A 15,661-nucleotide genomic window follows, 5' to 3' on the forward strand; every position below is an offset into this window, starting at 1 on the left:
GTGGACCACAGGGGCCCCACAATCCGTGGAGCGCCCTGCCCTCCTACCGCCTCAGACGAAGCGGTAGGAGCTGACGTGGAACACCGGGCCCACCATGGCGCTGGTGAGCGTGTCCCCGTCCACACGGCCCTCGGCTTCGATGCGCTGGCCGTCCTGCTTGATCTTCCGGTCGCCGCCCGCGAGCTGGTACGTGGTGCCGTCGTCGCCCTCCAGCACCCATACGCCCGTCTCGATGTCGCGGAAGACGACGCGCCCGGTCAGCTTCACGCATCCTCCTTCTTGAGCATCGCCCGCGCGATGACGAGGCAGATGACCGTGTTGAAGCCCAGCCAGGGCTTCGCCAGGAAGGTGAACGGCATCCACGCCAGCGCCGGAGCCCCCGCCCACGCGGAGTACGCCAGGAAGCCCGCGAACCCGAGCGCCAGGCCGCCCGTGGCCGCACGCAGCCCGCGCCACTTGATGGACGGCAGCGAGAGCAGCAGCGGGATGAGCGCGCTGTAGAACAGCGGGTTCACCGTCTTGCCACGGCCGAAGATGATGCGCTCCCAGTCCGGAATCGGCAGCGAGGCCACCTGCACCACCTCGCCAGCCGCGCTATCCGAGCCGCCGAACCAGGTGCGCAGGAACCAGGCGCCCACCGTGGACATCAGCAGCGGGATGAGGAACGCGGGCTTGAACAGCACGTTGAGGAAGCCCGGCCGGGCGCCCCCGCGCATCGTCAGCAGGACGAACGCAAGCAGGGCCAGTGCCCAGTACAGCGGCGGCCACTGGGACATGCCGCCGCGCACAGACGCCAGCGAGGCCTCCGCGTTGAGCAGGCCGTGGCCGTACTGCTCGCTCCACGCCTGGTCCGCCATCTTCTTCGCGCCCGCGTAGAGCGCCTTCTCCACCTCGTCCGGGCCCTTGGCGCCAGCCGCGTACAGCATGGCGGCCACCGCGGCCACGTGCGGAGTGGCCATGCTGGTGCCCTGGTATGAGGCGTAGACGGACTGCGCCGGATTGCGCGGGTCGATGGTGTTCTGGAGGATGCCGCCCTGGTCGCCGCGGCGCTTGTCACCGCCCGGCGCGGCGATGTCCAGCTCCTTGCCGTAGGACGAGTACGGCGCCAGCACCCCGTCCGGGCCCACCGCCGACACGGCCACCGCGCCCGGGTAGGCCGCGGGGAACTCGACGCGCGCGCGACCGCCGTTGCCGGCCGCCGCCACCACGGTGACGCCCTTCTTGCGCGCGTACTCCACCGCGCTGGCCATCACCTGCGAGTAGCCGCCACCGCCCAGGGACATGTTGATGACGTTGGCGCCCTTGTCCGCCGCGAAGCGGATGGCGTCCGCGATGTCCGCCGTGGTGCCGCCACCGAAGTGGTTGAGCACCTTCACCGGCATCAGCGTCGCCTCGAAGGCCACGCCCGCCACGCCTTCGTTGTTGTTGGTGGCCTGGGCGATGGTGCCCGCCACGTGCGTGCCGTGCCCGTGGTCGTCGTTCGCGTGCTCGTCGTCGTTCACGAAGTCGAAGCCCTTCACGAACTTCGCGCCCTTGAGGTCCGGCACCTGCTTGAACTCGTCGTAGTCCTCGTAGGCAATGCCGGTGTCGAGCACCGCCACCACCACGCCCTTGCCGTGGTTGCGATCCCACGCGGTGGGCATGTTGATCATCCGCAGGTTCCACTGCTCCGAGTACTTGGGGTCGTTCGGCGTGAAGCTGGCGCGGACCTCCATCAGCGGCTCGGCGGCCTCGACGCTGGGGTGCTGACGGATGCGCGCGAGCACGCCGTCGACGTCATCGATGCCCACCGCCAGGGTGAGGGCCTCGTCGGCGCTCTCCACGGAGTTGAGCTCCAGGTCCACGCCCCAGTCGGCCTCCCAGGCGTCAAACTCGGCCTTGGTGGTGCCGTCCTTGAAGTCGACGACGATGGCGCCATCCACCACGTCCATCGGGTCTAGCGCCGCTTCGGCGGGAGGGGGCGGCTCCTGCTCAGGCGAGGGAGATGTGCACGCGGTCGCCAGCGTCACGGCCAGCACCGCGCCACCCAGGGTCCATCGCACCATCCGCATCGGGCTACTCCTTGAGGAACGAGGCTCTTCCAGAAGAGCCCTACGAACGCACGGCGAAACGATTGGGTCTGCACTCACAGTCTGTACGCCCCCTCTCCCGGCGTGCAAGGGCCCCGGGGTAAAGAAACGTGAAGAAGTCCAAAGGGTTACGCGGCATCGGTCATCCGCCCGAGAGTTTGCGCAGCCAGACGGCCACGGCCCGTCCGACCTGGGGGAGGTTGCGCTGGAAGGTGGGACCGGCATCGTCGATGACCTCTAAATCGCCTCCCGCCTGGATGACAGCAGCCGACACCTTGGCCCTGGGCAGGCGGGCGTCCTCCTCGCCCTGCACCACCAGGAGCGGACAGGTCACCCGGGACAGCACTTCCGGGGCCACGTCCGCGGGCGCCACCAGGCACAGGCCTCCGACGGCGGGGTACTTCGCCTGGAGCGCCAGGGCCACCTGGGCCCCCCCATGGAGCGCCGCCACCGCCACGGCCGACGTCCCGGCGTTCTCCAGCAGCATCCGCATGGCTGCCTCGGCGTCCTCCAGGAGCGCCAGGTCCTTGCCCCGCGTGCCCTGGCTGGCGCCCACGCCCCGGTGGTTGAAGCGCAGTGTAGGGAAGCCCGCATTGGCCGCGGCCCAGACGAGCTCCGCCGCGAGGACGTGGTCCATGCCGCCGCCCTCATCGGGACGGGGTGGGATGACCAACAGCGGCGGCGCGCGGGTGCCCCGGTGGGCGGTGCCCTCCATCACCTCGCGGCCGACCGGCACCAGCGTGGCGCGCTCCAGGAACTGACCTTTCTGGACCATGCCCCCACCTTAGAGCCCCTTCCCCCACCCCGTGACAAGCGGAACGCCCGGCGGGCGGGGGATGGTGGACGTCCGGGACGCGCGCTCAGGCCCTTCAGCACGGGAGACGCGAGACGCCGGGGCGGAGAATCGTGGGCTTCCGGTGCGAGCGGTGGGTGGCCGTGGCCGATGGACTCCCGGGACGCACGCCCGTCAGCGCCGGGCCCTGGCCACCCGCTTCTGGACCGCCGTGCGCAGCGTGCCGTCGTCGATGAGCTTGCGCAGGTTCTTTCCCGGGCAGGCCGTCTCCGCGTGCTCACCGTGGCCGAGGATGCGCTCGGACGGGATGTCGTAGCGGTATGCGAGCCACGCGCTCACACGCTCCAGCGCCTCCAATTGGGCCGCGTTCGGCTGGCGCGTGTCGTAGTTCCCGAGCAGGTGCACCAGCAGGTGCCCATCCGGGTCGTACGCCGTGTTGGTGTCCCCCACGAAGCGCTCCTCGCGGTTGACGTAGATACGGCCCTGGTAGTCGATGGTGTAGTGGTACGGAATGTCCCCCCACTTCTTGTCCCGGAGGGACCAGCCCTGCAGACCCCGGACGCGCTTCCGGGCGTCGACGCTCCCGGGGAGTTCCTCCGCGGAGTGATGCACGGTGATGGTGCGGGGCATGTCCCTGTGCGTGGGCATGCGCTCCGCCTGCGCCGGGCGGGCCCCCCACTTCGCACGCTCCTCCATCACCGGCCGGAGGCGCTCTGCCACCGCATCGGCGCGTACCCGAGCGAGCCACGCGGGGGGCGCGGTGTGCTCCCACCCCAGCTCGACATGCAGGGCGCTCGCGGTGTCGAACACCAGCCGGAAGCGGCTGGTGCCGGGAATGCTCTCGAGGAGCGTATCGCGCTCAGCCGCGGACAGCTCGGGGATGGAGCGCCACGTGTCGCCAAGGCGCAGGGCGCTGATGCGCAGCACCCGGCCATGGAGGTTCGCCACCACGCGCAGCATGTCGCGGGTGTCGCGCGAGCACGCGGGCAGCAGCCGCACCGCCTTGACTCCAGCCTTGAGCAGTGGCTTCGACAGGCTCTCCAGGTTCCGGGCCACGTCGCACGGCAGGAGCACCGAGTCGGCGCCACCGCCGTAGTCGATGCCCGCCTGGGTGGCCTTCACGCGCACCCCGGCGACGGAGGCACAGACCTCGTCACCGGGCATGGAGGGCGCCAGGGCCGCCTCGGGCAGACCCGTGCAGACCGGCCCGGCTTCCGCTGCCGACACGGAGCCCACGGGAGCGAAGGCGGCGCCCAGGACGAGCGCCAGCCCCAGCCACCCGCGGACTCGCGAGCTCGCTACTTCTTCACGACCACTTGCATCCATCGGATGTTCGCACCGTCGAACTTCTGGGTCGCATTGACCTTCTCCAGAAGCTTGCGGGCGTCCTCCTTCGTGGCGCCAGCGTAGACGGCCATGAACTCGTAGGCACGGTTGGTGTTGGAGTACGACACCACCCCGTCACAGCCCGAGCGCGAGGTGAACACCTTGTTCTCCGGCAGCAGCGCCTGGGCGGCCAGCCGCGTCTCTTCGTCGATGAAGCCCTCGCAGGCCTTGCCGTCCTCGGCGGGCTTGGACTCCTGGCTCTTCAGCAGGACGGTGTAGAAGTTGGCCGAGTAGTACGGCATGCCCGACTGGAGCGCCTGCGGCAGCTCGAAGGGCAGCTCGTGCGGGGCGAAGGAGTAGGCCGCCGGGTTGACGGTGGCGACCGGCTTGCCGTCCGGCACCTTGTTGGTGCCGATGGACCACTGCTTCGAGCGCAGGAAGCGAGCCACGGCCTGGGGCGAGTCCACCGAGGTGAACTCGTTGATGTCGTAGAACGTGCCGTTGGCGTCGATGCGGAAGAGCACCCAGAGGTTCCCCACGGACTTGGGCGTCACGTAATACACGCGCGTCAGCTTGTTGCCCGTGTAGAGGAACACCTTGGCCTGGCTCGTGGCCCACCCCTTGGACTGGCTGTTGTCCTTGTCCGAGTAGTTGTGCACCGCGTAGATGTATTCCTGGCCGGACTTGCGCTTCTCCAGGGTGATGGTCTCCGGGCCGAAGCCGTCCGTGTCATCCACGTCCAGCTTCACCTGCGCCCCCGACTTGCGCTCCCAGTAGACGTGGCCGGTGCCGAACGACAGGTGCGAGTCCAGGTCCAGCGGCTGCTCGCCCCAGGTGAGCACCACGCGGCTGTCGGTGCCCCGGGCCATCTCCTCACTGAGCGCGTACGACAGGCCCTTGCAGGGGCACTTCACCACGAGGCTGCTGAAGCCCTGCTTCTCGATGATGAGGCTGACCGAGGCGTCGTCCTTCCCGCCGAAGGGCGCGGGAGAGAAGGTGACGAAGCCGAGCCCATCCGTCTCGCCCTTCACGGACGCCTGGCCGGGGGCCTGGAGCGTCACGGTGGCGCCGGCCACGGGCTGGTTCTTCCGGGTCGCGGAGAGGAGCTTGAGCTTGAGCCCGTCCTGCGCGAGCGCCGGGCTGGAGAGGACGGTCGCCGCGATGAGCAGCGCCGCCAGAAGGTGCGAGCGTGAGTGCATGGGAATCCCCCTGAATCCGTCGCCGGGCACCCTAATGTACGGAGGTCAACACCGGCAACGCTCCGGGCCCCTCGGGTATCCGCCGGGTCCACGACGGCGGGTGTCAGTGCCCACCCTCCCCGGAACTGGAATCGTACGCCCCCACGCAACTTCCGGAGGCGGTTGGGTGACAATGCGGGGAACGACGTACCCCGCCCTCCCCCGAGCAGCACGCAGGAGCCCCCACCATGAGCCTCATCGATCGCACCCGGAACCTCTTCCAGAAGGTCGGCACCGGCGCCCAGAACACCGCCGCCAAGGTCCAGACGGGAGCGACGCAGGCCGCGAACACGGTGAAGACGACCGCGCAGGCCGTGGGGCAGAAGGTCAACACGGTGGTGGACGGCTTCGAGAGCAAGGCCGCCACGGCGGCCAACACCGTGGCCGGCGTGTTCACCGCCCCCAAGGGCGCGAAGGACAAGGTGTACGACGGCAAGCTGGTGGGCGCGGGCGGCCAGACGTTCGAGCCCGGCACGCCGCTGGACCAGTTCCCCGCCGTCACCCCGCGCAACAACCCGAACGCGACGGCCACCGTCATCTACGTGAACGGCATCGGCACGGACAAGAACGGCCAGTCCAACGAGCTGCAGGCCATCGCGGACAAGTCGGGCATGCGCGCCATCGGCATCCACAACTCCACGGAGGGCATGGTCTCCGACCTGCTCCAGTGCGTGAAGGACAAGCTGGACAAGGGCCACAACCCCGCCGTCGACACGCTGGCGGACACCGTCTACTCGGAGCTGAAGGCGGGCCGCTCGGTGCACCTGATGGGCTACAGCCACGGCGGGCTCATCACCTCGCGGGCGCTCAACGACGTGGCGCGCCGGCTGCGCATCGAAGATGGGATGTCCAAGGCGCAGGTGGAGCAGACGATGAGCCGCCTCAACGTGGAGACGTTCGGCGCCGCCGCCTGCAAGTACCCGGACGGCCCCAACTACGTGCACTACGTCAACGACAAGGACCTCGTCCCCACCCTGTTCGGCATCGGCGGCAGCGGCAAGAGCCCGCTGGACCTCCTGCGTGACGCGGGCCGCGACGCGAAGGTGCACTACTTCTCCGAGAAGAACATGTTCAGCGGCGCCCACGCGCTGGCCGATACGTACCTGAAGCACCGGGCGCCCTTCGAGGAGGCTCGCGCCGGCCGCTTCTGACCCGAGTCGTGGTATGCAGTCGCTCATGACGAGTGAAGAGGCACAGCGACTGGTGCAGTCCTTCATGCGGTCCCAGGGCGAGCCGAATAGCCCGGGACTCAACCCGCAGGGGTTCGGCGGCCTCGCCAAGGGCGAGGCGCAGCTGTACTTCGAGTTCGTTCCCGACAAGGGCGAGCTCAAGTGCAGCGCGCTCATCTACCGCTTCCGCGACGCCCCCCGGCCCGGAGTCCTCGACGGCTTCCTCGCCGAGGAGAAGGCCGGCACGGACACCGGCGGTGGCGCGGTGGACTTCGAGAAGGAGAGCAAGAGCCTCTTCCTGAGCCGGACGTACACGGCTGTCCCACCGGACCAGTCGTTCGAGCTCGGGATGACGCGGCTGATGGACGCCAGCGTCGCCTGGGGCGGCCCGGTGTTCGAGCGCGTCGCCGCGCGCGTGATTCCCGCCAAGAAGTAGGCGTGGGGCTCGCGCTCCCGGTGCTGGGTGGCGGGGAGGCCGCCACCCAGGGCTTCGGGCCTCGAGGCCCGGCTACACCGACTGGAGCACGTAGAACTTCAGGTACTTCCCTTCCGGGAACTGCAAGCGCACCGGGTGGTCCGGCGGCTGGTAGCGCTCCTCCACGAGCGCCAGGTCCACGCCGGCCTTGAAGCCCGCCTCACGCACCGCGCCCATGAAATCATTCGGACTCACGCGCGCCGAGCACGACGCCGTGGCCAGCAGCCCGCCCGGCCGGAGGATGCCCAGCGCCTGCCGGTTGAGGGATGCGTAGCCGTCGATGGCCGCCTGCACCGCGCGCTGGGTCTTCGCGAAGGCCGGCGGGTCCAGGATGATGAAGTCGAAGGTGCGGCCCTCTTCCTTGAAGGACTGGATGATCTTGAAGACATCCGCCGCCAGGAAGTCGTGCTTCTCCGCGGGCAGCCCGTTGCGAGTGAAGTTCTCACGGGCCAACGCAATCGCATCCGGGTCCTGATCCACGGAGAACACGCTGTTGGCCCCGCCCAGCGCCGCATTGACGGAGAACCCGCCGCTGAAGCTGAAGCAGTTCAGCACGTCGCGGCCCTTCGCCAGCCGCCGGATGAGGAAGCGATTCTCCCGCTGGTCCAGGAAGAAGCCCGTCTTCTGCCCGCGCCACGCATCCACCAGGAACGTGGCCCCACGCTCGCGAATGGGGATGAGCTCCGGCGCCTCCTGGCCGTACAGCATCTTCCCCGTGCCGCGGCCCTCGTCCTCGTCCACGTCGTCGCGGCCCACCTCGTCGCGGCCGAGGATGCCCTTCAAGCCGGGCACTCCCGCCTTCAGCGCTTCGATGATGAGCGGCCGGTAGGGCGTCAGGCCGGCCGAGTACAGCTTCATCACCGCCCAGCCCGCGTAGAGGTCCACCACCACGCCCGGCAGCCCGTCCCCCTCGCCGTGAATCAGGCGATAGCTGTCCGTGTCGGTCAGGTCGACGAGGGCCTGGCGCTCGGCCAGTGCCTGCCGCACCCGGCGGGTGATGAAGGCCGCGTCCACCGATTCTCGCGGGTCTCGGGTGAGCACGCGCACGGCGATGGCGGAGTGCGGGTCGTAGTACCCGCGCGCCACGAACTTCCCGTTCTCCGTCAGGTCCACCACGCAGCCGGCGGGAATCTTCGGCACGTGCTCCAGCGCCTTGCGGAACACCCACGGGTGCCCGGCGCGCAGGTGGCGCCCCAGTCCTCGCGCCAGCTCCAGCTTCACGACATTCACGGTGTCACTCCTCAAAGGGCCGCGCGGGCCCGGCGGGCGAGAATGGCGCGAGCCAGTTCCTCGAAGCCCCGCCCCTCGGCCGCCCGGGTGATGAAGGCCGGCGGCGCATCAATCCGGTCCAAGACGGAGCGAACGTTGGCCACGCCCACGCCCAGTGCAAAAGCCTCGAACATCGGGGCGTCGTTGAAAGAATCCCCCGCGTACACGTAGCGCCCGTCCGCCGGGTCCAACCGCTCGCCCCACGCCACCTTCGCGAAGCGCCGCGCCGCGCTCAGCTTGTCGAAGCGGCCCAGCCAGCAGTTGACGTGCACCGATGAGCGCACTGCCGTCACGCCGCGCGCCGTCAGCAGCGCCTCGATTCGCGACGCCCCGGCGTCCCCCAGCCGCACCTCCTCGTTGTAGTCCACGGCCAGGTCCACCTCGGTGTACGCACTGTCCAGCGACAGCCGCGCCCCGGGCACCTGCCGCAGCACCCTCCCCACCTCCGCCTGGAGCCGCTTCCGGTTGGCCACGCGCGCGGCCGGGGCCTCCGAGTACACCTTCCGCAGCCGCCCGTGCTTCCCACGCAGGAAGAACAGGCCCCCGTTCTCGACGATGACGCCGTCCACGGGGAGCTGCCGCGCCCACGCCTCACCCCACCCCGCCGGCCGCCCGCTCACCAGCACCACGCGCAGGCCGGAGGCGGACAGGCGCTCGAGCGCCCGCACCGTGTCCGAGCGCAGCCGGTGCCCCGTGGTGAGCGTGCCGTCCACGTCCGTGAAGACGCCCCCGACGCGAGACAGGTCCGCCTCGCGCAGGGGGCGCGGAAGTGCCACCTTGCTGGAGGCCGCCATCACATCACGTCCAGCTGGGCCAGCAGCCCCTGGAAGCTCTCGATGGTGGAGCGCAGGTCCGTCGGGGAGAGCTGGCCAATCTGGAGCTTGCGCGCCTTGCGCAGGAAGGCGTCCAGCTCCGAGTCCCTGCCGTACAGGGACTGGGCGCTGCCCGCGGCCTCCGCCAGCGCGCGGGCGGCACCGGCCGGGTCCGAGCCCACCAGCGACAGGGCCCGCTCCAGCCGCACGCCGCAGGAGGCCCACACCTCGCGGTCATGGATGATGAGCACCTGCCGCAGATTCACGGCGGACAGGCCGCGCACGAAGGCCTCCAGCTCCTCCACCACGGCCACCAGCTCCGGCCGGGACGGGTTGGGGAGGATGGCCAGCCGGCCCACCTCGGCGCGCATCTCCACGATGTGGCGCTTGTCCTGCGCGCGCAGGTTCCGGTACGCGGCCGTGCGGCCGAAGGCGTCCAGCTCAGTCTGGGCCTGCTGGGCGTTCCACTGCACGTCCTCGGGCTCCGCCTCGCGGACCTTCTTGAGGCGCGCGGAGATGATGCGGGCCAGGTCGGACGTAATCGCGCGCACCGTCACCGCGGCCTTCACCTCGGCCTCGTAGCCGGGCACCACCTGCGCCCGCGTCACCTCGCCCAGGGTGCTCACCGACTCGAAGACGAGGTTGCTCATCTGCTCGCGGAAGCGGGCGCGGAAGCGCTGGATCTCCGACAGCAGCGTCCACCTGTCGCTCACCACCGACGGGTTGCGCATGGCCTCGCCCAGCTGGGTGACGCCCTGGGCAATCTGCTGCATGGCCTCCTGGAGCAGGCTGACGGGGTCCGGCGCCCCACTCCGGGCCGGGCCGGCCTCGTCCGCCGCCCGGCTCAGGGTGTCGGCGATGCCGCCCAGCGGGGGCACCGGGAACTGCTCCCGGATGACGTTGAGCAGCGCGTTGACGTCCATCACCGTGTCGCGGATGACGGGCGCCATCTCCTCCCACAGCGACAGGTCCGGGGACGAGTCCACGACGGGCGTCTCGTACTTCACCAGGTCCATGTCGCTCAGCCGGGCGATGGCATGGGCCGCGGCGGCGTACACCTTGCGCAGCCGGCCGGCGAACGCGCGGTCGGGGACGGACTTGAGGATTTCTTCGAGCCTCGGCGACAGGGAGGCCGGGGGGGTCTCAGCGGCTTCAGACACGGGGCACACACTCTAGCGCTCGACTTCCGCGCGGGGGAGTTCTAGCACTCGGCTTCTGGCATGGCCGCCGATTTGGGAGCGCTACGGGATGATCCAGGTCTGTCTGCTGAAGGACGGTAAGCTCCTCACCGGGGGTGAAGAGCTCCTCGGCCACGAGGGGCGGAAGTGGGTCGACGTACAGCAGCCGACCGAGGAGAAGATGGCGCTCCTGACCGAGCGCTTCGGCCTGCACAAGCTGGCCGTGGAGGACTGCCTCCACCTGGACCAGCGCCCCAAGCTGGAGGAATACCCCAACCACCAGTTCATCGTCCTCCAGGGCTTCACCGTCGCCGGCAAGGACGTGTGTGAGCTGACGCTGCACGAGCACCACTTCTTCCTGGCCCACGACTGGATCATCAGCGTCCACGAGTTCCCCTTCGCGGGGCTCGACCAGGTGAAGAAGCGCGTGATGGACGACCCGAGGGCAACGCTGGAGCGGGGCACGGACTTCGTCCTCTACATGCTGGCGGACGGGCTGGTGGATGCGCAGTTCCCCCTGCTGGACACGTTCAGCGATGAATTGGAGGACCTGGAGGCCGCCATCTTCGAGCGGGTGGAGAAGTCGCACCTGCAGCGCATCTTCGAGCTGAAGCGGACGCTGGTGATGGTCCGCCGGGTGCTGTCGCCACAGCGGGACGTGGTGGGGCTGCTGTCGCGGCGGGGCATCGTCCACATCCACGACAAGACGACGCTCTACTTCCGCGACGTGTACGACCACCTGGTGCGGCTGTACGAGCAGATCGACGCCAGCCGGGACATCGTGGGCAACGTGATGGATGGCTACCTGTCCATGGTGGCCAACAAGACGAACGACATCACCAAGCAGCTCACCATCTTCTCCACCCTCTTCCTGCCGCTGTCGTTCATCGTCGGATTCTTCGGGCAGAACTTCGAGGCGCTCTCATCCAAGGGCAACTACTACGCCATGTGGGTGATGATCATCGGGTTCCCGGTGGGGCTCATCCTGTGGTTCAAGCACAAGCAGTGGCTCTGACGTCGCGCGGAGGAAGACCATGCTGACGGTGACGGTGGATGGAATCCCGCTGCACTACCGGGACGTGGGCCAGGGACGGCCGGTGCTGCTGCTGCACGCCTTCCCGCTCAATGGTGACGCGTTCGACCCGCAGGTGAAGGCGCTGTCGGGGCGCTACCGCTTCATCATTCCGGATCACCGGGGCTTCGGGCAGAGCCGGATTGGCGACGGGCCCACGGAGATGGCGCGAATCGCCCGGGACTCGCTGGCGCTGCTGGACGCGCTGAAGCTGGACTCGGTGGTGGTGGGCGGCGTGTCCATGGGCGGGTACGCGGCCATGGCCCTGCTGCGCGAGGACGCGGGCCGGGTGGGCGGGCTGGTGCTGGTGGACACCCAGGCCACCCCGGACGACGAGGCGGGCAAGGCGCGGCGGGAGGCGTCCGCGAAGGAGGCGCTGGAGCAGGGCGTGGAGCCACTCGTCCAGACGCTGCTGCCCAAGCTGGTGGCGGCGGGCCCGGACTCGCCGGTGGGACGCGAGGTGGCGGCGCTGATGCGCACGGCCTCGCGCGAGGGCCTGGCCGCCGCCCAGCGGGGCATGGCGCTGCGCCCGGACAGCAAGGACATGCTGGCGCGCTACGCGGGCCCGGCGCTGGTGGTGGTGGGCGAGCACGACGCCATCACCCCGCTGGAGAAGGCGAAGGCCATGGCGGACCTCGTCTCCGGCGCGAGGCTGGAGGTGATTCCCGGCGCGGCGCACCTGCCCAACCAGGAGCAGCCGGAGCAGTTCAACGCGGTGCTGGACGCGTTCCTGTCATCCCTGTGAGTTGGTGCCAGGCCCCCGGGCATGGGAACATCCACGAAGGGTGTTCCCTCCCGCCAAGGAGCTGACCGTGGAGCGCATGTACCTGAAGGACGTCGAGGCGCACGAGTCCGACGGCCACTACGGCCAGATGATTCGTCGGGTCCGTGAGCTGGGCAGTCCCGTCCCGCAGATCTGGCACCTGCTCGCCTTCAAGCCGAAGATGACGGACGCGCTGTGCCGCTTCACCCACGAGGTGATGCGCGGCCCCTCTCCCCTGTCGCCGGGCCTCCGGGAGCTCATCGCCGCGTACACCTCGCGCGGCAACGAATGTCGATTTTGAACGGGCTCTCACGCCGCGGTCGCGGCGGAACTGCTGGGCAACACGGACATGGTGCACGCGGTGCTGGAGGACGCGGGCTCGGCGCCCATCCCCGACGCCGAGAAGGCGCTGTTCGCCTTCGTGGACACGCTCAACCAACGCCCGGCGGAAGTCGGCCAGGCGGACATCGACCGGCTGAAGGCGGTGGGCTGGACGGACGAGGCCATCTATGACGCCGTGTCCGTGTGCGCGCTGTTCAACTTCTACAACCGCTGGATTGACGGCACCGGCGTCCAGGGGATGAGCGCGGAGATGTATCAGCGCAGCGGGCAGCGGATTGCCCAGGGCGGGTACGCACCGCCGGAACCACCGCCCACGCCGAAGAAGTAGCCACGCCTGGCGCGCGCGGGCTCAGCGCCCGCGCCCCTGCCTCCGGGTGGCCGCTTCGAGCACGTGCTCCTTGAGCAGGTAGCCGAAGCCCGCGTTGCGCAGGCGGAGGACCAGGTCGTCCTCGGTGGCGCCGAAGCGCTCCGCGGCGTCCCGCAGCTTCCAGCCCGACAGGGCAAGCTGCTGGAGGAGGTACGCCCGCCGCGTCTGCGCCGCGGAGAGGCGGTACGTCTTGAGGTACTCCAGCGTGCCATCCTCGCGGACGATGGCCTCGCCCAGGTGGTTCTCCGCCGAGGGCTCGAGGCTCGTATGGAAGCGCTGGAGCATGAACGGCCCGGCCTCGTAGATGCGCTCGGACGTCACCTCGGCGCCGAAGAGGCCCCCCGCCATGAAGGCGTGAAAGTCCGCCCAGTCGCTCCGCATGCGCGCAACCTCCGCGCGCAGGTCGTCCAGGCTGGCAACGCGCGCGTCGTCCAGGGACAGCCCCAGCTCCGGCGCCGCGCCGAGGAAGCCGTACTGGAGGAGCAGCTCGCCGTAGAAGTCCTCCAGCAGCGTGCGGTGCAGCACGCGGTAGTCGTCCGGGTGCGAGACGACGAAGGCGGACAGAAGCACGTCCGCGTTGAACAGCAGCACGCCCACCTGCCGCTCGTGGACCTCGAAGGTGCGCAGCGCGCCGTCCAACGCGGCGCTGGCCCAGCCGGGCACCGCGCCCTCGATTCGGGGGTTCAACCCGTGGGACAGGGCCTCACGCGAGTACTCGGCCCAGGCGATGTCCGGCCCGCCGAAGTGCAGGGACAGGAAGCCCTCCATCGCCAGGTGCAGCGGCAGCATGCGGAGCTGATTCTTGTCCTCGCGGTGCACCATGCGGTGCAGGAGGCGGATGGAGAACGGCCCCACCTTCACGCGCTTTCCCTCCGGCGCCTGGAGCTGGGTGCCATAGACGGCGTCTGCCTGCCGCTGGCCCCACGTCATCACCAGCCCATGAGGAATGTACGAGCAGTACTTGAGGCCGGGCCGCGTCAGCTCGCCCTCCAGCGTGACAATGGCGAGGGCGTCGTCGTACGTCCGCCGGTTGAAGCGCAGGTCGTCCCGCACGGAGTCCCGCAGCACGGGCACCAGCCGGATGCCGCCCCACACCTGCGAGGGCGCCAGCCGCAGCCCGGCGGGCTCCAACCTCTCGAGCAGTCGCGCGTCCACCGTCATTCCCCCTCCTCCGCCACCGCCAGCTCCACCGGGGCCGCGAGGGCCGCGTCGCGCTGCCTCCGGCGGGCATCGCGCTCCAGAATCACCTTCACGCGCGCGGACAGGTAGTCCTCCAGCTCGGCCAGCGGGGCCGCGCCCTCGGCGAAGCGCGCGAAGCCCAGCACGGTGGGCAGGTCCTCCGCGTCGCGCACCCCCACGGTGGGAACGGCCGTTCCAAAGGAGCGCGGCGCGTACTCCTCCGCGTCGAACACCGGGTTGACGTGGACCAGCGCCGTGCGCCGCGCCGGGTCCAGCTTCGAGCGGAAGACGCGCGTCAGCTCGGCCACGGCCTTCGGCGGGTCGTTGTCGTAGCCGTCGGACACGATGACCACCACGTCCGCGCCCCAGGCCAGGGCCTCCAGCAGCGGCGTGGCGATGTCCGTCTGCCCCCGCGCGGTGACGAGGAGCGGGTCCTCCACCGGGCACGTCCAGAAGGCGCGGTAGTCGCGCGACGCGGCGGACAGCAGGTAGTGCGCGGCCAGCGCCACGCCCAGCGGCCGGCGGCGCTTCTCCAGCGAACCGGAGGCGGAGTAGCTGTCGTCCAGCACCGCGGCCACCCGGCCCAGGGCCACGGGCGCCCGGCCCAGCACGCGCGCCGCGGCCCGCTCCAGCGCCGTGTGCAGCGTGTCGCGCCGCTCCCGCCGTGCCTCGGGCTTCAGCGACAGGACGTAGAGGGCCAGCTTCGTCAGCGAGGCCCGCTCCAGGTCCACCGGCGGCGGCCTGCCGCCCTCGCGCGCCGCGGACTCCTGGAGGCGCAGGCGCTCCCCCTGGGTGAGGCGCGGCTCGATTCGCTTCAGGAACACGTCGCGGGGGATGCCGTGCTTCACGGCCAGGCCCTCGGCCACCGTGTACGGCAGCGCGTAGACGGCCTCCTGCGTGTAGTGGGCCTGACGGAACGCCTCCAGCAGGGGTTGGGTGTACTCGCGCTTCTTCCAGCCGTGGATGAGGAAGGGCCTCAGCTCCCCGGCGAGCTGCACGTGCCCGTGCACCACCGCCGCGCGCAGCTTGGAGCGGTACTTCACCGCGTCGAAGGCGAGGTCCGCGCGGCCCGCCAGGTACTCACGGACGATGGCCCGCGTCCTACGGTTGTTGATGCGGCGCGCGCGCAGGGACTCCAGGACGCGGTAGGCACGAGGCGGCGGCAGCGCCCTGAGCGTGGCGGCGATGAGAGCGCCCTCCTCCTTGCGGTCCTCCTGCGACGCCGGACTGCCGCAGGCCAGCAGGTTGAGGACGATCTGCGCCTGGTTGAAGTGGTTGATGCCAGCCGCGAGCGTGCGCGCGTAGAGGCGGCGGTAGTTGCCCAGGATGTACTGGTGCAGGAACTCGATGGAGACGGACTGGCCGCGCGCGTCGCCGTAGAACTCCCGCTGCCCCGTGCAGGAGAAGCAGGCGTTGACGAACATGACCAGGTCCTCGCGGGCGACCTGCTCGATGCGGACTTCCATCACCGCGGCCATGTCTCGCACTTCCTCCCCGGGCTCCGGGGGTGTGACGGAAGCGCCGCTCGGGGAAGAGGGATACGACCAGCGTGTCAGGCTCCAAAGGCTTGAATCGGAAGTCGCATCGGAGTCCCGCGAGCGGCGCTCTC

Annotated in this window: 16 protein-coding genes; 6 read left to right on the forward strand and 10 right to left on the reverse strand. The window is 69.9% G+C overall.

What is annotated here, in order from left to right; translation table 11 throughout:
* Positions 1-51: 51 nt before the first annotated feature.
* From G4D85_RS24500 to G4D85_RS24520, 5 genes are all read right to left on the reverse strand, one after another.
* On the reverse strand, positions 52-267 hold the full coding sequence (locus tag G4D85_RS24500) for a DUF5818 domain-containing protein (RefSeq protein ID WP_164016150.1): 216 nt from the start codon (positions 265-267) through the stop codon (positions 52-54).
* The gene (locus G4D85_RS24505; RefSeq protein WP_164016151.1) at positions 264-2,051 is read right to left on the reverse strand and encodes a S8 family serine peptidase; all 1,788 of its coding nucleotides are present in this window, start codon (positions 2,049-2,051) and stop codon (positions 264-266) included. Before G4D85_RS24505 ends, G4D85_RS24500 begins: the two co-directional genes overlap by 4 nt.
* A gap of 160 nt (positions 2,052-2,211) precedes the next feature.
* Positions 2,212-2,844 (reverse strand): alpha/beta hydrolase, encoded by a 633-nt coding sequence (locus G4D85_RS24510; protein ID WP_164016153.1) that lies wholly within the window; start codon positions 2,842-2,844, stop codon positions 2,212-2,214.
* Between the two features lie 192 nt (positions 2,845-3,036).
* Positions 3,037-4,188: a peptidoglycan recognition protein family protein gene (locus G4D85_RS24515; RefSeq protein ID WP_164016155.1), complete on the reverse strand. Its 1,152-nt coding sequence runs from the start codon at positions 4,186-4,188 to the stop codon at positions 3,037-3,039.
* A complete protein-coding gene (locus G4D85_RS24520; protein WP_164016157.1) occupies positions 4,161-5,387 on the reverse strand; it encodes a YfaP family protein in 1,227 nt (408 codons plus the stop codon). The genes G4D85_RS24515 and G4D85_RS24520 overlap by 28 nt, the downstream gene beginning before the upstream one ends.
* 227 nt (positions 5,388-5,614) lie before the next feature.
* Here G4D85_RS24520 and G4D85_RS24525 point away from each other — a divergent pair, with 227 nt between their 5' ends.
* Positions 5,615-6,577 (forward strand): hypothetical protein, encoded by a 963-nt coding sequence (locus G4D85_RS24525; RefSeq protein ID WP_164016160.1) that lies wholly within the window; start codon positions 5,615-5,617, stop codon positions 6,575-6,577.
* Between the two features lie 25 nt (positions 6,578-6,602).
* Complete coding sequence (locus G4D85_RS24530) at positions 6,603-7,031, forward strand: hypothetical protein (RefSeq protein WP_164016162.1); 429 nt, start codon at positions 6,603-6,605, stop codon at positions 7,029-7,031.
* Between the two features lie 72 nt (positions 7,032-7,103).
* Here G4D85_RS24530 and G4D85_RS24535 read toward each other — a convergent pair whose 3' ends face one another.
* The 3 genes from G4D85_RS24535 to G4D85_RS24545 are packed head-to-tail and all read right to left on the reverse strand — an operon-like array spanning position 7,104 to position 10,320.
* Complete coding sequence (locus G4D85_RS24535; RefSeq protein WP_164016164.1) at positions 7,104-8,300, reverse strand: class I SAM-dependent rRNA methyltransferase; 1,197 nt, start codon at positions 8,298-8,300, stop codon at positions 7,104-7,106.
* 11 nt (positions 8,301-8,311) lie between these two features.
* On the reverse strand, positions 8,312-9,133 hold the full coding sequence (locus G4D85_RS24540; RefSeq protein WP_164016166.1) for an HAD-IIB family hydrolase: 822 nt from the start codon (positions 9,131-9,133) through the stop codon (positions 8,312-8,314).
* On the reverse strand, positions 9,133-10,320 hold the full coding sequence (locus tag G4D85_RS24545; RefSeq protein WP_164016168.1) for a hypothetical protein: 1,188 nt from the start codon (positions 10,318-10,320) through the stop codon (positions 9,133-9,135). Before G4D85_RS24545 ends, G4D85_RS24540 begins: the two co-directional genes overlap by 1 nt.
* Positions 10,321-10,399: 79 nt before the next feature.
* Between G4D85_RS24545 and corA the strand changes: the two genes are divergently transcribed.
* From corA to G4D85_RS24565, 4 genes are read left to right on the forward strand one after another with little or no spacing between them, the layout of a single operon-like run.
* On the forward strand, positions 10,400-11,344 hold the full coding sequence (gene corA / locus G4D85_RS24550; RefSeq protein ID WP_164016170.1) for a magnesium/cobalt transporter CorA: 945 nt from the start codon (positions 10,400-10,402) through the stop codon (positions 11,342-11,344).
* 19 nt (positions 11,345-11,363) lie between these two features.
* Positions 11,364-12,146, forward strand: coding sequence for an alpha/beta fold hydrolase (locus G4D85_RS24555; protein WP_164016172.1), 783 nt, complete (start codon positions 11,364-11,366; stop codon positions 12,144-12,146).
* 40 nt (positions 12,147-12,186) lie between these two features.
* The gene (locus G4D85_RS24560) at positions 12,187-12,465 is read left to right on the forward strand and encodes a carboxymuconolactone decarboxylase family protein (protein ID WP_240359475.1); all 279 of its coding nucleotides are present in this window, start codon (positions 12,187-12,189) and stop codon (positions 12,463-12,465) included.
* 48 nt (positions 12,466-12,513) lie between these two features.
* Positions 12,514-12,834, forward strand: coding sequence for a carboxymuconolactone decarboxylase family protein (locus G4D85_RS24565; RefSeq protein ID WP_240359476.1), 321 nt, complete (start codon positions 12,514-12,516; stop codon positions 12,832-12,834).
* 21 nt (positions 12,835-12,855) lie between these two features.
* Here G4D85_RS24565 and G4D85_RS24570 read toward each other — a convergent pair whose 3' ends face one another.
* Together G4D85_RS24570 and G4D85_RS24575 are read right to left on the reverse strand one after the other, a co-directional pair.
* Positions 12,856-14,034 carry an ARPP-2 domain-containing protein gene (locus G4D85_RS24570; RefSeq protein ID WP_164016174.1) on the reverse strand — a complete coding sequence of 393 codons (1,179 nt, stop codon included), beginning with the start codon at positions 14,032-14,034 and terminating at the stop codon, positions 12,856-12,858.
* A complete protein-coding gene (locus tag G4D85_RS24575) occupies positions 14,031-15,530 on the reverse strand; it encodes a hypothetical protein (protein ID WP_164016176.1) in 1,500 nt (499 codons plus the stop codon). Before G4D85_RS24575 ends, G4D85_RS24570 begins: the two co-directional genes overlap by 4 nt.
* Positions 15,531-15,661: the final 131 nt, after the last annotated feature.

It is taken from the genome of Pyxidicoccus trucidator (assembly GCF_010894435.1).
In the GTDB taxonomy this organism is placed as follows: Bacteria; Myxococcota; Myxococcia; order Myxococcales; family Myxococcaceae; genus Myxococcus; species Myxococcus trucidator.

Excerpts from the sequence above, each read along its gene's own strand:
- G4D85_RS24505 (WP_164016151.1), bottom strand. The coding sequence starts at position 2,051 with ATGCGGATGGTGCGATGGACCCTGGGTGGCGCGGTGCTGGCCGTGACG.
- G4D85_RS24510 (WP_164016153.1), bottom strand. The coding sequence starts at position 2,844 with ATGGTCCAGAAAGGTCAGTTCCTGGAGCGCGCCACGCTGGTGCCGGTC.
- G4D85_RS24515 (WP_164016155.1), bottom strand. The coding sequence starts at position 4,188 with ATGGATGCAAGTGGTCGTGAAGAAGTAGCGAGCTCGCGAGTCCGCGGG.
- G4D85_RS24520 (WP_164016157.1), bottom strand. The coding sequence starts at position 5,387 with ATGCACTCACGCTCGCACCTTCTGGCGGCGCTGCTCATCGCGGCGACC.
- G4D85_RS24525 (WP_164016160.1), top strand. The coding sequence starts at position 5,615 with ATGAGCCTCATCGATCGCACCCGGAACCTCTTCCAGAAGGTCGGCACC.
- G4D85_RS24530 (WP_164016162.1), top strand. The coding sequence starts at position 6,603 with ATGACGAGTGAAGAGGCACAGCGACTGGTGCAGTCCTTCATGCGGTCC.
- G4D85_RS24540 (WP_164016166.1), bottom strand. The coding sequence starts at position 9,133 with ATGGCGGCCTCCAGCAAGGTGGCACTTCCGCGCCCCCTGCGCGAGGCG.
- corA (WP_164016170.1), top strand. The coding sequence starts at position 10,400 with ATGATCCAGGTCTGTCTGCTGAAGGACGGTAAGCTCCTCACCGGGGGT.
- G4D85_RS24555 (WP_164016172.1), top strand. The coding sequence starts at position 11,364 with ATGCTGACGGTGACGGTGGATGGAATCCCGCTGCACTACCGGGACGTG.
- G4D85_RS24565 (WP_240359476.1), top strand. The coding sequence starts at position 12,514 with ATGGTGCACGCGGTGCTGGAGGACGCGGGCTCGGCGCCCATCCCCGAC.
- G4D85_RS24570 (WP_164016174.1), bottom strand. The coding sequence starts at position 14,034 with ATGACGGTGGACGCGCGACTGCTCGAGAGGTTGGAGCCCGCCGGGCTG.
- G4D85_RS24575 (WP_164016176.1), bottom strand. The coding sequence starts at position 15,530 with ATGGCCGCGGTGATGGAAGTCCGCATCGAGCAGGTCGCCCGCGAGGAC.